The sequence below is a fragment of the Pseudomonas sp. NFACC43 genome (assembly GCF_900119645.1).
Taxonomy (GTDB): Bacteria; Pseudomonadota; Gammaproteobacteria; order Pseudomonadales; family Pseudomonadaceae; genus Aquipseudomonas.
The window spans coordinates 314,329-332,013 of the sequence record NZ_FPKK01000006.1 but is presented as its reverse complement, the minus strand read 5'-3'; the positions used below and the strand labels follow the sequence as shown (position 1 = coordinate 332,013).

14 protein-coding genes are annotated in these 17,685 nt (G+C 62.5%); 11 read left to right on the top strand and 3 right to left on the bottom strand.

Translation table 11 applies throughout. From position 1 onward, the window contains the following. Positions 1-1,628: retention module-containing protein (locus BT179_RS13500; RefSeq protein WP_143148702.1), on the bottom strand; the 1,628-nt coding region annotated here is incomplete at its 3' end. A 359-nt stretch (positions 1,629-1,987) separates the two neighbouring features. Between BT179_RS13500 and BT179_RS13495 the strand changes: the two genes are divergently transcribed. The 7 genes from BT179_RS13495 (at position 1,988) to BT179_RS13465 (ending at position 10,837) form a co-directional block, all read left to right on the top strand. Continuing rightward, positions 1,988-3,337, top strand: a complete 1,350-nt coding sequence (locus BT179_RS13495; RefSeq protein WP_072397594.1) for a TolC family outer membrane protein — start codon at positions 1,988-1,990, stop codon at positions 3,335-3,337. A gap of 38 nt (positions 3,338-3,375) precedes the next feature. After that, positions 3,376-5,532 carry a type I secretion system permease/ATPase gene (locus BT179_RS13490; protein WP_072397596.1) on the top strand — a complete coding sequence of 719 codons (2,157 nt, stop codon included), beginning with the start codon at positions 3,376-3,378 and terminating at the stop codon, positions 5,530-5,532. After that, positions 5,522-6,889 (top strand): HlyD family type I secretion periplasmic adaptor subunit, encoded by a 1,368-nt coding sequence (locus tag BT179_RS13485; RefSeq protein WP_072431791.1) that lies wholly within the window; start codon positions 5,522-5,524, stop codon positions 6,887-6,889. Before BT179_RS13490 ends, BT179_RS13485 begins: the two co-directional genes overlap by 11 nt. A gap of 230 nt (positions 6,890-7,119) precedes the next feature. Next, positions 7,120-8,031: a TauD/TfdA dioxygenase family protein gene (locus tag BT179_RS13480; RefSeq protein ID WP_072397609.1), complete on the top strand. Its 912-nt coding sequence runs from the start codon at positions 7,120-7,122 to the stop codon at positions 8,029-8,031. Positions 8,032-8,068: 37 nt separating this feature from the next. Beyond that, entirely contained in the window at positions 8,069-9,094 is a 1,026-nt protein-coding gene (locus BT179_RS13475) for an ABC transporter substrate-binding protein (RefSeq protein WP_072397611.1), read from the top strand. 5 nt (positions 9,095-9,099) lie between these two features. After that, positions 9,100-9,960 carry an ABC transporter ATP-binding protein gene (locus BT179_RS13470; protein ID WP_072397614.1) on the top strand — a complete coding sequence of 287 codons (861 nt, stop codon included), beginning with the start codon at positions 9,100-9,102 and terminating at the stop codon, positions 9,958-9,960. Positions 9,961-9,970: 10 nt separating this feature from the next. Continuing rightward, on the top strand, positions 9,971-10,837 hold the full coding sequence (locus BT179_RS13465) for an ABC transporter permease (protein WP_072431790.1): 867 nt from the start codon (positions 9,971-9,973) through the stop codon (positions 10,835-10,837). Positions 10,838-10,963: 126 nt separating this feature from the next. Here BT179_RS13465 and BT179_RS13460 read toward each other — a convergent pair whose 3' ends face one another. Beyond that, entirely contained in the window at positions 10,964-11,332 is a 369-nt protein-coding gene (locus BT179_RS13460; RefSeq protein ID WP_072397617.1) for a DUF6124 family protein, read from the bottom strand. Between the two features lie 434 nt (positions 11,333-11,766). Here BT179_RS13460 and BT179_RS13455 point away from each other — a divergent pair, with 434 nt between their 5' ends. From BT179_RS13455 to BT179_RS13440, 4 genes are all read left to right on the top strand, one after another. Continuing rightward, on the top strand, positions 11,767-12,687 hold the full coding sequence (locus BT179_RS13455; protein ID WP_072397619.1) for a LysR family transcriptional regulator: 921 nt from the start codon (positions 11,767-11,769) through the stop codon (positions 12,685-12,687). 181 nt (positions 12,688-12,868) lie between these two features. Beyond that, complete coding sequence (locus tag BT179_RS13450) at positions 12,869-14,392, top strand: MFS transporter (RefSeq protein WP_072431789.1); 1,524 nt, start codon at positions 12,869-12,871, stop codon at positions 14,390-14,392. A 12-nt stretch (positions 14,393-14,404) separates the two neighbouring features. After that, entirely contained in the window at positions 14,405-15,466 is a 1,062-nt protein-coding gene (locus BT179_RS13445) for an HlyD family secretion protein (protein ID WP_072431788.1), read from the top strand. Beyond that, positions 15,463-16,938, top strand: a complete 1,476-nt coding sequence (locus BT179_RS13440; RefSeq protein ID WP_256327882.1) for an efflux transporter outer membrane subunit — start codon at positions 15,463-15,465, stop codon at positions 16,936-16,938. The genes BT179_RS13445 and BT179_RS13440 overlap by 4 nt, the downstream gene beginning before the upstream one ends. Here the strand turns inward: BT179_RS13440 and BT179_RS13435 are convergent. Then, positions 16,919-17,608, bottom strand: coding sequence for an NYN domain-containing protein (locus BT179_RS13435; protein WP_072397627.1), 690 nt, complete (start codon positions 17,606-17,608; stop codon positions 16,919-16,921). The two genes, BT179_RS13440 and BT179_RS13435, sit on opposite strands and share 20 nt — an antisense overlap. Between the last annotated feature and the right edge of the window lie 77 nt (positions 17,609-17,685).

The following is a 17,685-nucleotide window of genomic DNA, read 5'->3' as shown; positions in this document are numbered from 1 at the left end:
ACGGTGCTGCCGTTGTTATAGACATCGTTGGCCGGAGTATCGACCGCAACAGTGCCGGTGGTCTGGCCGGCAGCGATGGTGATGACTGCGCCGTTGCTCAACGTCACGGTGACAGGCGTCTGGGCCGGGTTGGTCAGCGTAGCGGTATAGGTGATCTGACCGCCTTCGGTAACGGTCTCGCTGGCGCTCAAGGTCAAGCCAGTGGTGTCGACCGAGTCGGTGACGGTAGTGACCGCAGGCGTGGTGCTCGGTACCAGGTTTTCGAAGTTACCACCGGTTGCGCCAGTAATGGTGGTACTGATAGCGCCGCCGTTGTTGTAGACGTCATTGGCCGGGGTTTCGACGTTGACGGTGCCGGTGGTCTGGCCAGCGGCAATGGTGATGACCGAGCCATTGCTCAGGGTGACGGTGACGGGCGTCTGGGCCGGGTTGGTCAGCGTAGCGGTATAGGTAATCTGGCCGCCTTCGGTAACGGTGTTGCTGGCGCTCAAGGTCAAGCCGGTGGCGTCAGCCGAGTCGGTGATCGTGGTGACGGCTGGCGCGGGGTTGGGCACCAGATTCTCGAAGTTGCCGCCGGTTACGCCAGTGATGGTGGTGCTGACGGTGCTGCCGTTGTTGTAGACGTCGTTTGCCGGAGTATCCACGGCCACGGTGCCGGTGGTCTGGCCGGCGGCAATGGTGATGACCGAGCCATTGCTCAAGGTCACGGTGACGGGCGTCTGGGCCGGGTTGGTCAGCGTAGCGGTATAGGTGATCTGGCCGCCTTCGGTAACGGTATTGCCTGCGGTCAATGTCACCGTGGTGGTGTCGACCGTGTCGGTGATCTGGGTCACGGCCGGGGTGGTCGGCAGGGTCACGGCGATGCCGCTGCCGCCGGTGGTGCCGGTGACGGTTACGCTGATCTGGCTGGGGTCGTTGTAGACGGTGTCATTGGGCGCCAGTGGAACGTTGACGCTACCGGTGGTCTGGCCGGCGGCGATGATGATGACCGAGCCGTTGGAGAGCGTGATGGTCAGGTCGGTCTGCGGAGCCTGGGTAACGGTCGCGGTGTAGACCAGTACGCCGCCGGCTTCGGTCAAGGTCGGCGTGGCGCTGAGGGTCAGGGTCGAATCGAGCAGTGTATTGGCGGTGGTGTCGGCGCTGGTGTCGATACCGGTGGTGTCATCGTCCGCGGCGGCGGCAGCGCTCAAGCCTTCGGTCGGGAAGCCTACGGTTGGGTCGACGCTGCCAGCCGTGGCATCCAGCACCACGAAGCTGTGACTGCCGCCGGCACTGCCGCCTGCGCTCGCTTCGCCGGCGCCGGCCGCGGTCGCTTCGAGGGCGGTCGTGGGGTCGACACCTGCGGCGATGGCTTGTTGCAACTCTTCTACAGAAGGCGCGGCCTGGGCTGTGGCTTGAGCCAGGTCGGTGGAGGAGTCCGGCGCATTGGCGCTCCACTGAGTGTCGCGGCCCAGGTCCAGGGTGCGGCCGTCGGCCAGGTCCAATGTGACGGCCCCGGCAGGGCCTGTGTCCAACTGGTCGCCGGTGTACAGGCGATCACCTTCAATGAGTACACGCCGGATGCCCTCGGGGGATACGGCGAAAACCTGACCAACAATGCTTTTGACGACGGCAACAACACTGCTCATTGAAGACTCTCCGGGTGCCACGCTGTGTAGACTTCCATGGACCCGGCAGCTTGTGGCTGAAGTGGTCTGGACGTTTTTTCGATTCAGTAGAAGAAATATTTTGACGCGTTAACTTGTCAATATTTTGGCTTGTTTTTTCATTTTATTTGTTCATGCCAAACTATTGACCTTCTGCGGGCCATCCTAAACAATCAATCCAGTAATGTCACATTGATATTTAAGCGGCGGCCTGTTCTTTCGGTGCAAGATTCAGTACCTGTTTCGAACTTTCCGACATACGGTCATTCCGGTTGCCATCATCCGATGCAGCGCCACGTTTCGCTGTGATCCACGACAAGAGTTTCGGGAAATTTCCAACCATGCGTTCGCATCTGCTCAAGGCTTTACCTTTCGCCCTCGCCGCCAGTTTCGTACAAGCACAAACCTTGCCGCAGGCCATGCAACAGGCGCTGGATGTCCATCCTGAAATCCAGGCCGGTGTTAATAGTCGGCTTGCGGCGGACTACCAGCTCAAGGCGGCCAAGGGCGGTTACCTGCCTCGGGTGGACCTGGCAGCCGGTTATGGCCGTGAAGGCACCGACAGCGTCACGACCCGCTCCGGCAGCTCCAATCATTGGGAAACGCTCAACCGCAGTGAGTCGAGCCTGCGCCTGACGCAAATGGTTTTTGACGGTTTTGCGACGTCCAGCGAAGTGGGGCGTCAACAAGCCAACGTCAACTCCCGTGCCTATTCCCTGCTGGACGCTTCCGAGCGCACCGGGTTGACCGTGGCCCAGGTCTACCTGGATGTGCTGACCCGTCGCGAGTTCGTGCGCCTGGCCGAGGAAAACCTCAAGAGCCACGAGCGGATCTTCGACCAGATCAAATTGCGCACCTCCCGTGGCGTGGGCAGCGGTGCCGACCTGGACCAGGCAGAAGCGCGCATGGCCCAGGCGCGCAACAACCTGATCACCGAACAGACCAACCTGGCGGATGCCGAGACCAACTACCTCAGCGCCGTGGGCCAACTGCCGGACCAGCTGGAGCGCCCTGCCGACTTTCTGGCGCTGTTGCCGGCCGACCTGACCGAAGCCCGTGCCCAGATGCTGGAAAACAGCCCGGTGCTGCGTTCCGCCGAAGCGGATATCGCCGCTGCCGAGAAGCAGTACGAAGCCGCCAAGTCGAGCTTCTACCCACGCTTCGACGCCGAACTGGGCCGCACCGCCGACAATGACCTGGACGGCCAGAACGGCCATAACAACGAGTGGCAGGCCATGCTGCGCATGCGCTTCAACCTGTACGCCGGCGGCAGCAACAAGGCGGACCTGGAGTCCAAGTCCTATCTGTCCAACCAGGCCCTGGATATCCGCAACAACGCGCTGCGCCAACTGAATGAAGAGTTGGGCCTGGCCTGGAACGCGCTGAACAATGCCAACGCCCAGGTGCCGATCGCCCAGCAATACGTGGACCGCAGCACGGCCGTGCGCACTGCCTACCAGAAGCAGTTCAGCCTCGGCGAGCGGACCCTGCTCGATCTGCTGGACAGTGAAAACGAGCTGTTCAGCGCCTCGCGCCGGTTGGCAGAGATCAAGAACGTCCAGCTGTTCACCCAGTACCGCATCAAGGCCACCATGGGCCAGTTGCTGAAAAGTCAGGGGGTGGTCGCGCCGTTGGCATCGGTTGTGCAAACCGACATGAAACCCAAGGTTCAGTTGCCTGGGATGAATTGAGTCTTCCTTTCCGTTTCGATCAGTAAAGAGTGCCCAGCGTGGAATCAGAAGTCAGTCGAGTCGAACTCATCCACGATCCACGCGCGCTGCATGACGACCCCTTGCTGGACGGATTGTTGGCGCTCTGCATGCTGCATCAGAAACCCGCCAGCGCGGCGATGCTCACCACCGGCCTGCCGTTGCCCAAGCAGCGGTTGAGCGTCGAATTATTGTCGCGTGCGGCGGCCCGTGCCGGTTTGCAGGGCCGGGTGCTGCAGCGCCGGCTCGAACAGATCCCGACCATTGCCATGCCTGCGCTCCTGCTGCTCAAGGAAGGGCGCAGCGCCGTGCTGCTGGGCTGGACGGAGGATGACCAGGCGCGACTGCTGCTCAGCGAAAGCGACGGTGGCGAAGTGGCGGTCAGCCGTGAACTGCTGGCCGACGACTACAGCGGCAAGGTCTTCTTTGCCCAACCCCAACATAAATTTGACGTGAACCACGGCACCCTCATCCCTCGGGCGCGTTCGTGGTTCCGCGACACCCTCAAGCGTTCCCGCTGGCTGTATGCCGATGCCATCGCCGCCAGCCTGCTGATCAACATCATCGCCATGGCGGCGCCGTTGTTCGTCATGAACGTCTATGACCGGGTGGTGCCGAACCAGGCCGAGGCGACGCTGTGGGTACTGGCTATCGGTATCACCGGCGCCTACGTGTTCGACCTGATCCTGAAAATGCTGCGCAGCCTGTGCCTGGACCTGGCCGGCAAGAAAACCGACCTGATCATTTCGGCAACGCTGTTCGAGCGCATCGTCGGCATGGCGATGAAATACCGCCCGGCACGGGTCGGCAGCTTCGCCCAGAACATCCACGAGTTCCAGAGCCTGCGGGACTTCCTCGCGTCGCTGACCCTCACCAGCCTGATCGACCTGCCGTTCACCCTGTTGATCCTGATGGTCATCGCGATCATCGGTGGACACCTGGTGTGGATTCCGGTCGTGGCGTTCCCGCTGGCCCTGTTGATCGGCTACGCCTTGCAGAAGCCCCTGGTGGCGACCATGGAGCGGACCATGGCCCTGGGCGCCGAGCGGCAGTCCAGCCTGATCGAAACCCTGGCCGGCCTGGATGCGGTGAAGGTCAACAACGCCGAGAGCGAGCGCCAGTACCAGTGGGAGCAGACCATCGGTACCCTCAGTCGCCTCGAGCTGCGCGTGAAGATGCTGTCCGGGCTGGCGATGAATATCACCTTGCTGATCCAGCAACTGGCCGGCGTGGTCATGATCGTCTTCGGCGTCTACCTGATCATCGCCGGCAACCTGAGCATGGGTGGGCTGGTCGCCTGCTACATGCTCAGCGGTCGCGCACTCAGTCCGTTGGCTTCGCTGTCGGGCCTGCTGACCCGCTACCAGCAGGCGCGGGTGACCATGACATCCGTCGACCAGATGATGGAACTGCCCCAGGAGCGCAACTTCGACGAGCGTCCGCTCAGCCGCAAGGTCCTGCAGGGGGCCATCGAATGCCGCCAGTTGAATTTCACCTACCCCAACCAGCAGAACGCCGCGCTGAAGAACATCAACCTGGTGATCAAGCCCGGCGAGAAAATCGGCATCATCGGTCGCAGCGGCTCGGGCAAGAGCTCCCTGGCCAAGTTGCTCGTGGGCCTTTACCAGCCGGACGACGGCGCTCTGCTGGTGGACGGCGTGGACATTCGCCAGATCGATGTCAGCGAGTTGCGCTACAACGTCGGCTACGTGCCCCAGGATATCCAGCTGCTGGCCGGTACCCTGCGGGACAACCTGACGTCCGGCGCCCGTTACGTCGAGGACGAACTGGTGCTCCAGGCCGCCGAGCTGGCGGGTGTGCACGAGTTCGCACGCCTGCATCCACAGGGCTATGAACTGCAAGTGGGTGAGCGCGGCCAGAACCTCTCCGGTGGCCAGCGCCAGAACGTCGCCCTGGCTCGCGCGCTGCTGCTCAACCCTCCCATCCTGCTGCTGGACGAACCCACCAGTGCCATGGACAACACCGGCGAGGAACGCTTGAAACAGCGCCTGGCCGCCGTGGTGGAAAACAAGACGGTGCTGCTGGTGACGCACCGGGCATCCCTGCTGTCGCTGGTGGATCGCCTGCTGGTGGTCGACCGCGGCCAGATCCTGGCCGACGGCCCGAAAGCTGCCGTGATGGAAGCGTTGAAGAAGGGGCAGATCAGTGTTGCTTAAGTCAGGTTTCAAGGATTCCGTGGGCCGCTATTTCAAAGGCTCCGCCTCGCTGCACGGCCAGCCCCTGCCGGAAGTGAACAAGGCCCTGATCGAGGACGCCCCGCGGGTGGTGCGTCTGACGATCTGGGGCATCATCGGCTTCTTCGTGTTCCTGGTGCTGTGGGCCAACTTCGCCGTGGTCGACGAAGTGACCAAAGGCGACGGCAAGGCGATCCCGTCGTCCAAGATCCAGAAAATCCAGAACCTGGAAGGCGGTATCGTCGCCGAGCTGTTCGTCAAGGAAGGTCAGATCGTCGAGGCCGGTGCGCCTCTGATTCGCCTGGATGACACGCGGTTCGTCTCCAACGTGGGCGAAACCGAGGCCGATCGGCTGTCCATGCTGTTGCGGGTCGAGCGCCTGAGCGCCGAGGTCGACGATCGGCCGCTGAACTTCCCGCCCGACGTGCTCAAGGCCGTGCCGGGCCAGGCCGCCAGCGAGGAATCGCTGTACATCAGTCGGCGCCAGCAATTGCACGATGAAATTGGCGGTTTGCAGGAACAGTTGGTCCAGCGCCAGCAGGAATTGCGCGAGTTCATTTCCAAGCAGGCGCAGTACCGTTCCGCCCTGGCCTTGCAGCGCCAGGAAATCAACATGTCCGAGCCGCTGGTGGCCCAGGGTGCGGTGTCGCCGGTGGAAGTGCTGCGACTCAAGCGCGCCGAAGTCGAAACCCGTGGACAATTGGACGCCACGACGCTGGCGATTCCCCGTGCCGAATCGGCGATCAAGGAAGTGCAGCGCAAGATCGACGAGACTCGCGGCAAATTCCGTAGCGAAGCCCTGACCCAGCTCAACGAGGCGCGCACCGACCTGAACAAGGCCCAGGCCACCGGCAAGGCCCTGGAAGACCGGGTGAGCCGCACCCTGGTCACCTCGCCGGTGCGGGGTATCGTCAACAAGATGCTGGTGAACACCATCGGCGGGGTCATCCAGCCCGGCAGCGACCTGGTGGAGATCGTGCCGCTGGACGACACCATTCTGGTGGAAGCGAAAATCCGTCCTCAGGACATTGCCTTCCTGCATCCGGGCCAGGACGCCACCGTGAAATTCACCGCGTACGACTACACCATCTACGGTGGGCTGAAAGCCAAGCTGGAGCAGATCGGCGCCGACACCATCACCGATGAAGACAAGAAAACCACCTACTACATCATCAAGCTGCGCACCGAACGCAGCCACCTGGGCACACCTGAAAAACCCTTGCTGATCATCCCTGGGATGGTGGCTTCGGTGGACATCATCACCGGCAAGAAAACCGTGCTCAGCTACCTGCTCAAGCCGATTATCAAGGCCCGGTCCGAGGCGCTGCACGAGCGGTAGAAACCCAATGACTCGGGCCGGCGCTATCTGTGTGGTGAGGGCAGTGAAAACTCTAAGCTATATCGTTATTCATTAACGGTATTTAAATTTCAATTCTTATAGCTTTAAAGTCATCCACCTGCGTACCTGCCGACCAATCGGCGCGCCGCACGACACAAACCAACACGGTAACGCCGTGAGTTTTGATCGAGTGCGCGCCTGTTCGAGCGCGCCGTGCGTGGGAGTGATGTATGCCAGCCGTTTCCTATTCTTCGGATTCCCCTACACCAGGCGCCGCGAGCATCGCGCCGCAGACCTTCGAAATTCGTCCATTCATCGAAGCCGTCGGCGCCGAAATCATCGGGCTGGACCTGTCCCGGCCGATCAACGACCAGGACTTTGCCCGTATCCATCGTGCCCACCTGGACCATCATGTGGTGGTGTTTCGCGACCAGCACATCACCCCCGAACAACACATCGCTTTCAGCCGTCGGTTTGGCGTGCTGCAGATCCATGTGCTCAAGCAGTTCCTCCTGGCCGGGCATCCGGAAATCCTCATCGTTTCCAACATCATCGAAAACGGCCAATCCATCGGCCTCGGGGATGCCGGCAAATTCTGGCATTCGGACCTCTCCTATAAAGCGCTCCCCAGCCTGGGCTCGATGCTGCACGCCCAGGAGCTGCCAAGCGAAGGCGGCGACACACTGTTCGCGGATATGCACAAGGCCTGGGAAGGCCTGCCCGAGGCGTTGCGCAAGGCAGTGCAAGGACGCTCGGCGGCGCACTCCTACACGGCGCGCTACAGCGAAACCAGATTCGAAGGCAACTGGCGGCCCTCGCTGACACCGGAGCAACTGGCCCAGGTCGCCGAAGTCGTGCATCCCATCGTCCGTACCCACCCGGAAACCGGGCGCAAGGCGCTGTTCGTCAGCGAAGGCTTCACCACCCGCATCGTCGGTTTGCCGGAGGATGAAAGCAAGGCGCTGCTGGCCGAGCTGTATGCCCATAGCGTGCTGCCGCACAACGTCTATCGCCATCAATGGCAGCCCCACGACCTGGTGTTCTGGGACAACCGCTCGCTGATCCACCTGGCCGCCGGTTGCCCCAGTCATCTGCGCCGCAAGCTGTATCGCACCACCATCCAGGGCGACGCCCCTTTCTGATTGGCTGCGCCTGGCGCAAAGAAGCTGGAGAATCATCATGTCCAAACGTATCGCTTTCGCACCGCTGGCCGCAGCCATCGGCCTGGGGTTCAGTTTGCTGGCCGCCAGCCTGGTCTCCCCCGCCCGAGCCCATGCCGAGGGCGAGATTCGGATCGCCGAACAGTTCGGGATCGTTTACTTGCTGCTGAACGTGGTTCGCGATCAGCAACTGATCGAGAAGTATGGCAAGCAGCAAGGGATCGACATCAAGGTCGACTGGACCCAGTTGTCCGGCGGCGCGGCAGTCAATGACGCGTTGTTGTCGGGTTCCATCGACATTGCCGGAGCCGGCGTCGGGCCTCTGCTGACCATCTGGGACCGCACCCGTGGCAAGCAGAACGTCAAGGCCGTGGCTTCCCTGGGCAACTTTCCCTATTACCTGTTGAGCAACAATCCCAAGGTCAAGACCATCGCCGACTTCACCGAGCAAGACCGCATCGCGGTCCCTGCGGTGGGGGTGTCGGTGCAGTCGCGGATCCTGCAGTACGCCGCCGCGAAGCAATGGGGCGACAAGGAATTCAACCGCCTCGACAAATACACCCTGGCGGTGCCGCACCCGGACGCAACGGCGGCGCTGATTGCCGGCGGCACGGAGTTGACCGGGCATTTTTCCAACCCGCCGTTCCAGGACCAGGCCCTGCAAAACCCTGGCGTCCATGTGGTGCTCAATTCCTATGACGTACTTGGGCCGAATTCGCCCACGGTGCTGTTCGCCACCGAAAAATTCCGTGATGAAAATCCGAAAACCTATCGGGCATTCGTCCAGGCGCTGACCGAGGCGGCGGAGTTTGCCCAGAAGGACAAGGGCGCGGCGGCGGATACGTACCTGAGGGTGACCAAGGCCAAGATCGACCGGGCGGCCTTGCTGAAGATCATCGACAACCCGCAGATCGAATTCACCGTCAATCCGAAGAATACCTATCCGCTGGCCGAATTCCTGTTCCGTGTCGGTGCGATCAAGAACAAGCCCGCGTCGTGGGAAGACTACTTCTTCCAGGACGCCAAGCCGCTGCAGGGGAGCTGATAGCCATGAACGCGTTGTTGCAAGGCCACGCGGCCAGCACTCCCGTTTCCACTGGCACAGCACTGTTGTCGGTGGACAACGTCAGCCTGGAATATCGCACCCCGCAGCGCGTGGTGCGGGCCACCCATCAAGTGAGTTTCGAAGTCGATCCGGGGGACCGGTTTGTCCTGCTCGGGCCGTCCGGCTGCGGCAAGTCCACCTTGCTCAAGGCCGTTGGCGGTTTCATCGCGCCGTGCGAAGGCGAGATTCGCTTGCAGGGCCAAACCGTCAGCGCGCCGGGGCCGGACCGGATCGTGGTGTTCCAGGAGTTCGATCAGCTGCCGCCGTGGAAAACCGTCAAGCAGAACGTGATGTTCGCGCTGTTGGCGTCAGGCACCCTGAAGCGTCGTGAGGCCGAGGAGCGGGCCCTGCATTATCTGGACAAGGTCGGTTTGGCAGCGTTTGCCGATGCCTACCCCCACACCTTGTCCGGCGGTATGAAGGCCCGGGTTGCCATTGCCCGGGCGCTGGCGATGCAGCCGAAGATCCTGTTGATGGACGAGCCCTTCGCCGCCCTCGATGCCCTGACCCGCCGCAAGATGCAGGAAGAACTGCTGCTGCTCTGGGAAGAGGTGCGCTTCACGCTGCTGTTCGTCACCCACTCCATTGAAGAGGCCCTGGTGGTGGGCAATCGCATCCTCTTGCTGTCACCGCATCCGGGGCGGGTGCGGGCGGAGGTTCACAGCCATCAATATGGCTTGCACAGCCTCGGCGGCGAAGCGCTCCAGCATACGGCGCGGCGTATCCATGGGTTGTTGTTCAACGACGGCCCGGCGGTACAGATCGAACGTGACCTGGATTTCGCCGACATCCGTATCGCCTATTGAGGAGCTTTGCATGAGCCATTCAGCGCCTGCGCGCGAAGAGTACGAAATCGATCTGCAGCCGTTGACCCACGTGCCGCTGGAACGGGAGTTGCCCTTGGGGCAGCGGCTCTGGCAGCAGGGCTGGCTGCGTAAAAGCCTGATCCTGTTGCTGCTGGCGGTGGTGTGGGAGGGTGTGGCCCGTTATCAGAGCAACGACCTGCTGCTGCCAGGCTTCCTGCAAACCGCCGACGCGCTGTACGACGGTCTGCTCAGCGGCGAGCTGTTGAGCAAGGTGTGGCTTTCCCTGGTAGTGCTGATCAAGGGCTACCTGCTGGGCATCGTCCTGGCGTTCGGCCTGACCACGCTGGCGGTATCGACACAACTGGGGCGCGATCTGCTCAGCACCCTGACCTCGATGTTCAACCCGCTGCCCGCCATCGCCCTGTTGCCATTGGCCTTGCTGTGGTTCGGCCTGGGGCAGAACAGCCTGATTTTCGTGCTGGTGCATTCGGTGCTGTGGGCCCTGGCCTTGAACATGTATGCGGGGTTTCTCGGCGTGTCCGACACGCTGCGCATGGCCGGGCGCAACTACGGGCTCAAGGGCCTGCGTTTCGTGCTGTACATCCTGATCCCGGCGGCGCTGCCATCGATCCTCGCCGGGCTGAAAATCGGCTGGGCCTTCGCCTGGCGCACCCTGATCGCCGCCGAACTGGTATTTGGCGCCACCAGCGGCAAGGGCGGCCTGGGTTGGTACATCTTCCAGAACCGCAACGAGCTGTACACCGATAAGGTGTTTGCCGGGTTGGCGGTGGTGATTCTGATCGGCCTGCTGGTGGAGAACCTGGTGTTCGACAGCCTGGAGCGGGTGACGGTGAAGCGCTGGGGGATGCAGCGTTGATCGGTGGGGTGGATAAACCCTGTGGCGAGAGAACTTGCTCCCCTGGCCTGCGGAGCAAACTGCATCGCCACAGGTATTTGGCGTGCCTGGGCTCGCGATAGCGGCCCTCAATTCACCGCAGGAACGTCACGACGGCTGCGCTTCAAGCCGATCCATCGCCCGCTCCACCAACAGATGCACCCCCTCGGCCATGCGGCTGATCGCCAGGACGACGCTGCGGCGACTGCCTTCAACGTCATCCGCCAGATTGGCCGCGATGGCGCTGATGGACAGCAGGTCTTCGGAGGCATTGGCCAGCAGGGTTTCGGTGTCGATGTGCGGGGCGACCATGAAAAGGTGGGCGGCTTGGGTTTTGCCCGCGGCTTCTTCGGCCGTTTTGGGATTGAGGTAGTAGTCGAGGGCGCGCTCGGCGGCTTCGTCGAGTTTTTTGGTTTTCGCGGCGTTGTCGGAGAGGAAGCCAGGATCTTCTGGCGGGTTAGGTGTCACTTTGAACATGTCGTGTAGCTCCGTCTGTGCTGTTGGAACTGACACTCTTTCGCTTGCACGCAAATGAGGTGGCAGTTGTACGTAGGTGTGCAAGACCGGGCAGACGGAACCCCGGCAGATTTCTCCTTGCGAAAAAATCTCCCACGCACAACCGCCATAAAGAAGCTTTGATCAAGACTGATAGCGATGTGCGACGTCTTTTACCCGGACTTGCACGTCCGTGTCACCGTTTTTTCAGTGACAAACCCAGACTAGCGATGGGCTCCAAGCCGGACAAGTTCACCGATATCGCTACAACTTGAGGGAAATCTCCTAGGACCAGTTGTGCCCATGCAGCGTCGAACCTGAGCGATTGGGTGACGAGGTGCAGCGAAAGAGCCGGCGAAGCCTGGTTCTGCTAGCATTGCGTCTGGCTCAACTCCCGTCAGATGTGAGTGCGCAGAATGCAGCTTCCGGACATGAACCTGTTGGTCGCCCTCGATGCCTTGCTCGATGAGGGCAGTGTGGTCGGGGCCGCGCGGCGGATGAACCTCAGCCCCGCCGCCATGAGCCGTACCCTGACGCGGATCCGCGAGGCCATCGGCGACCCGATCCTGGTGCGCGCCGGCCGGGGCCTGGTGCCCACGCCCAAGGCGCTGGCGTTGCGTGAGCAGGTGCGCGACGTGGTGGAGCAGGCGGCCCTGGTGTTTCGCTCGGCCGATGCCGTGGACCTGGGCACCCTGCGGCGGCGCTTCAGCATCCGGGCCAATGACTTCTTCGTCGGTGTATATGGCGGCAGGCTGTTCGATACCCTCGAGCGTCAGGCGCCCCATTGCGAGTTGCGCTATGTGCCCGAAGGCGATGGCGACGACGAAGCCCTGCGCGAAGGTCGCATCGACCTGAACATCAGCAACACCCGGCCAGTCATGCCTGAGGTGAAAGTGCAGAACCTGTTTTCCACGCACTTCGTCGGCCTGGTGCGTGAAGATCATCCACTGCTCGACGGCGAGATCACGGCCGAACGATTCGCCGGCTTTTCCCATATCAGCATGTCCCGGCGCGGTATCGCCCGGGGGCCTATCGACACGGCGCTCAATGCCTTGGGCCTGGAACGCCGGGTGGCGGTCATCGCGCCGAGTTTCCATGCCGCGATGTTCGCCTTGCCCGATTCCGACCTGATCCTGCCGGTGCCCAAGGAAGCCCTGCTGAGCATCAAGCGCCTGGGCCTGCGCCTGCGTTCGTTTACCCTGCCGATTCCGTTGCCCACCCTGATGCTCACCCAGGCCTGGCATCCTCGCTACGACAACGACCCCGCCCACCGTTGGCTTCGGGAAACCCTCAAGGCCTGTTGCGAGGAAACCTGGCTGGAGGCGCAGCCTGCCTAGCCCGTGACGGGCCTGCGTGCGGGCCGGTCTGGGCGGTGTTGTCCTGAGCAAAGGGACCTTCGGGGGCGAGGCGTCTGATGGTTGCGTCCGGTGCACTTATAAGTTTCCGATAAGTCACTTTTTGTCAGTCATCGCACTTTTTAAACTGCTTCGCAATTTCATTCCAGAGTGCCCACGCTTCATGACATCCCTCACGACCACGGCGATACCCGCGGCGCCAGCCGTGCCGTCGGCGTTCGGCCCGCGAATCGTCATCGGCCTGGTGGGTGTACTGCTGGCGGTGCTGGTCTCGGGCCTGAATGAAATGGTGACCAAGGTCGCCCTGGCCGATATCCGTGGGGCGATGGCCATCGGGTACGACGAGGGCACCTGGCTGGTGGCGTGCTACGCCGCCACGTCGGTGGCGGCCATGGCGTTCGCCCCGTGGTGTTCGGTGACTTTTTCACTACGCCGCTTCACCCTGTGGGCCATCGGCCTGTTCGCTCTCCTGGGCGTGCTGTGCCCTTTCGCGCCGGACTATGAAAGCCTGTTGGTGCTGCGCACGTTGCAGGGCCTGGCGGGCGGTGCATTGCCGCCGATGCTGATGACCGTCGCCCTGCGTTTCCTGCCGCCCGGTGTGAAGCTCTATGGCCTGGCCGGCTATGCCCTGACCGCCACGTTCGGTCCCGGACTGGGCACGCCCCTGGCCGGCCTGTGGACCGAATACTTCGGCTGGCAATGGACGTTCTGGCAAATCATCGTGCCTTGCCTGGTCGCCATGGTGGCGGTGGCCTACGGCCTGCCCCAGGACCCGTCGCGCCTGGAGCGCCTCAGGCAGTTCAACTGGCGTGGCCTGCTGCTGGGTTTTCCGGCGATCTGCATGTTGGTGATCGGCGTGCTGCAAGGCAACCGGCTCGATTGGTTCGAATCGAACCTGATCTGCACCTTGCTGGGGGGCGGGTTGGGGTTGCTGGTGCTGTTCATGCTCAACGAATGGTCGCAGCCGGTGCCGTTCTTCAAGTTGCAGATGCTGGGCATACGCAACCTGACGTTTGCCCTGGTGACGCTGGCCGGTGTGTTGGTGGTATTGCTGGCGGTGATCATCATTCCGTCCAGCTACCTGGCCCAGGTCCAGGGTTATCGACCGGCGCAGACCGCGCCCGTCATGCTGCTGATGGCTTTGCCGCAATTGCTGGCGCTGCCGCTGGTGGCGGCGTTGTGCAATGTGCGCTGGGTCGATTGCCGTTGGGTGTTGGGGATCGGCCTGGGCATGCTGGCGCTGTCCTGCATCGGCGGGTCGCAGTTGACCTCGGCCTGGATCCGCGACGATTTCTATGGCTGGCAACTGTTGCAGATTTTCGGTCAGCCGATGGCGGTGCTGCCGTTGTTGATGCTGTCGACCGGCAGCATTTCGCCGATGGAGGGGCCGTTCGCCTCGGCCTGGTTCAATACGGTGAAGGGCCTGGCCGCGGTGATCGCCACCGGCGTGCTGGACGCGCTGACCACATCGCGCCTGCATTTCCATTCCACGATGCTGGTGGACAGTCTCGGCAATTCACCCCTGATGGACGCCGATTCCGCCGGGCTCGCCCATCGCCTGCACCAGCAGGCTGTGGTGCTGACTTCCTCCGATCTGTATCTGTGCATGGCGGGCGTCGCGCTCGTCCTGATCCTGCTTATTTTCTGGCTGCCGACGCGGATCTACCCGCCTCGCGCGCCACGCTGAACCGAGGACCTCATGACAATTCAAGGCAAGAAACCGGTTGCGCTCGCCGTTGCGGCGACTGTGGCGCTCGGTGCGCTGATCTACCTGCTGACGCCTGGCAAGCCCGCGCAGCAGAGCACCAACGACGCGTTCGTTTCGGCGGACTACACCCTGGTGGTGCCGCGCGTGGCGGGATTCATCAAGCAAGTGCTGGTGGAAGACAACGAGCAGGTCAAGGCCGGGCAATTGCTTGCGCTGATCGACGACCGTGACCTGCGTGCCGCGGCCCAGGCCGCCGACGCCCAGACCCAGGTTGCCCGCGCCGAGTTGGACAATGCCCGGGCGACCCTGGAGCGCCAGGCCTCGGTGATCGCCCAGGCCCAGGCCTCGGTGGTCGCTGCCAAGGCGCAAATGGCCTTTGCCGAGCATGAACGCAACCGTTACCAGCATCTGGCGGGCGTGGGTGCCGGTACTGTGCAGAACGCCCAGCAGGCCCAGACCCGGATCGACCAGGCCACGGCTCGGCTGGCCAATGCCACGGCGGTGCTGGCGGCCGAGCGTAAGCAGGTGGAAGTTCTCACCACCCGGCGTGACGCCGCCGAAGGTGGGTTGAAGCGGGCGCTGGCTGCCCTGGAAATCGCCAGTTTCGAGCTGTCCTATACCCGCATCGTCGCGCCCCAGGATGGCATGGTGGGTGAGCGGGCGGTTCGGGTCGGTGCGTATGTGACCCCAGGCAGCAAGCTGCTGGCGGTGGTGCCGCTGGCCCAGGCCTATGTGGTGGGCAATTTCCAGGAAACCCAACTCGCCAATGTCCGGCCGGGCCAGCGTGTGGACGTGCGGGTCGACAGCTTCGGCGGTGAAACGCTGCAGGGACGCGTGCAGAGCATCGCCCCGGCGACCGGTGTGACCTTCGCTTCGGTCAAGCCGGACAATGCCACCGGTAATTTCACCAAGGTCGTGCAGCGCATACCCGTGAAGATTGTCCTGGACCCGGGCCAGCCCTTGGCCGAGCGGTTGCGGGTGGGGATGTCGGTCGAGGCGAATATCGATACGGCCAGTACGACGAACGAAGGGCGTGAGGTGACGCAGCGATGAAGGCGAGCACCCCCACGCCGCGTCATCGGTGCATGCTGGTCGTGCTGGCGGCTGCGCTGTCTGCCTGCAGCGTCGGTCCGGATTTCCAGCGCCCCGAGGCGCTGCAAATGGCCCAATGGTCGAAACCCGTCAACGCGGCCGCCAGCCAGGCGGTGCCCGCGCAGATGAACGAACGCTGGTGGGAGGTCTTCAACGACCCGACCCTGTCCGCGCTGACCCGTCGCGCCGTGGCCGAAAACCTCGATCTCAAGCTAGCTGGCAGTCGCTTGCAACAGAGCCGCGCCGCCCGTCAGGTGATCACCTCGGCGCAATACCCGAACAGTGCCGCCACCGCAGGTTATGGCCGCAAGCGCAACAGCGGGCAGGGGCTGAATGACCCCTCGGGCAATGACGGTGATTCGGCGTATAACTTGTGGGAAGCAGGGTTTTCCGCGTCATGGGAGCTGGACCTGTGGGGCCGGGTGCGCCGTGAAGCCGAAGCGGCGCAGGCGAACCTGGAAGTTGCGGAGAATGACCGTCGCGCAGTCTTGCTGGCGGTGCTCGCCGAGACCGCCCAGGACTATCTGCAGTTGCGCGGCGTGCAAAGCACCCGTGCCGTCACCGAGCAGAACCTCGGGGTGGCGCGCCACAGCCTGGAACTTACGCAGCTGCGCCTGGCCGATGGCGTTGCCACGGACCTGGATGTGGCTGAAGCGGCGGCCCAGGTCGCGACCATCGAGGCGCGCTTGCCTGCCCTGCAGCAGCGTCAGTCACAGCTGGTCAATGCGTTGAGCCTGTTGCTGGGGCAGCCACCGCAGGCATTGCAGGCCGAACTGTCAGCCGACGCCCCCATGCCCCAGGCGCCTCGGCAGGTCGCCATTGGCCTGCCGTCCCAACTCGCCGAGCGTCGCCCGGACATCCGCCAGGCCGAAGCCCGGCTGCACGCGGCCACGGCCAGCATCGGCGTGGCCAAGGGCGACTTCTATCCGCGTATTACCTTATCGGGCAACGTGGGCTCCCAGGCTTTGCAACTCGGCGATTTCGGCTCGTGGGGTTCGCGAGCATTCGGCATCGGCCCGCAGTTCAGCCTGCCGCTGTTCGATGGTGGTCGCCTGCGGGGCATGCTTGAACTGCGTGAGGCCCAGCAACAGGAAGCGGCGATCGCCTATCAGCAGACCGTGCTCAAGGCCTGGCATGAAATCGACGATCAACTGAGCGCCTACAACGCCAGTCAACTGCGCCGCGACAGCCTGGCCGAAGCCGTGCGCCAGAACCGGATCGCCCTGCGTACCGCACAACAACAATACGTGGAAGGCGTGGTGGACTTTGTCACCGTCCTCACGGTGCAAGGCGCGTTGCTGGCCACCCAGGAACAACTGGTGGAAAGCTCAACTGGCGTTTCCCTGGCCATGGTGGGGTTGTACAAGGCGCTGGGCGGTGGTTGGGAATCGGTGTATCCGGCGGCGAGTGTCGCTACCAATAATCCGGCTTGACGGCGGGGGCCTTGTGGGTGGGAACCCGATTGGGAAATTGATGGGATTGGAGCTCGTCGCAGGTGACGACCCGGCGCATCCAGTGGGCGTATTGTTTCAGGGAGCCTGGTGATGGACGATTCAATTCAGCCCGGTGAGGAAGGATCACGCCGACGGTTATCTCAGGGAAGTCTTCTCGAATGGCTTTCAACGCAGGCGTCATATCAGTGTCGCTGGAGACCAGCACCAGTTGCTCCACATATCCATGTTCGAGCGACGCCGTTTGCCTGGCTACGGTTCGGTACATGCTGACGGCTATATGGACGTCTGTTTCTTTCTCTTCCAGTTTCCATATGTCGACCTTGTCCTCACGCGAGGCTCTCGTTTTCCTGTCGATGAAACGAGGGGCTTTGGCGGGTTCAAGTTGATGGTGGCCGTAATGGACGCGGATATCAGTCGTCTTCAGGGCGCGGATATACGTATCTTGCGCCTCCTTTGAAAGGCGACCGCGAGTAGCCAACAGAGGCTTGACCGACGAGGTGAAATAGTCGACCGAAGCAACAGCGCTGTGAGGGTTCTCGATATGGGTGATATGCGTTAACAGGCTTCGAAGGTTCAGCCATTTATAAGGCGTGTCTGCGAGCAATCCATAGAACAGGTTGTAGCCATCAACAAAAAATGCAGTGCGCACAATTCGATTCCCCACAAACGAAAAAACCGGCCTAGGCCGGTTTTTTCACCCCAACGGCCAGAGAATCTAATCTCTGC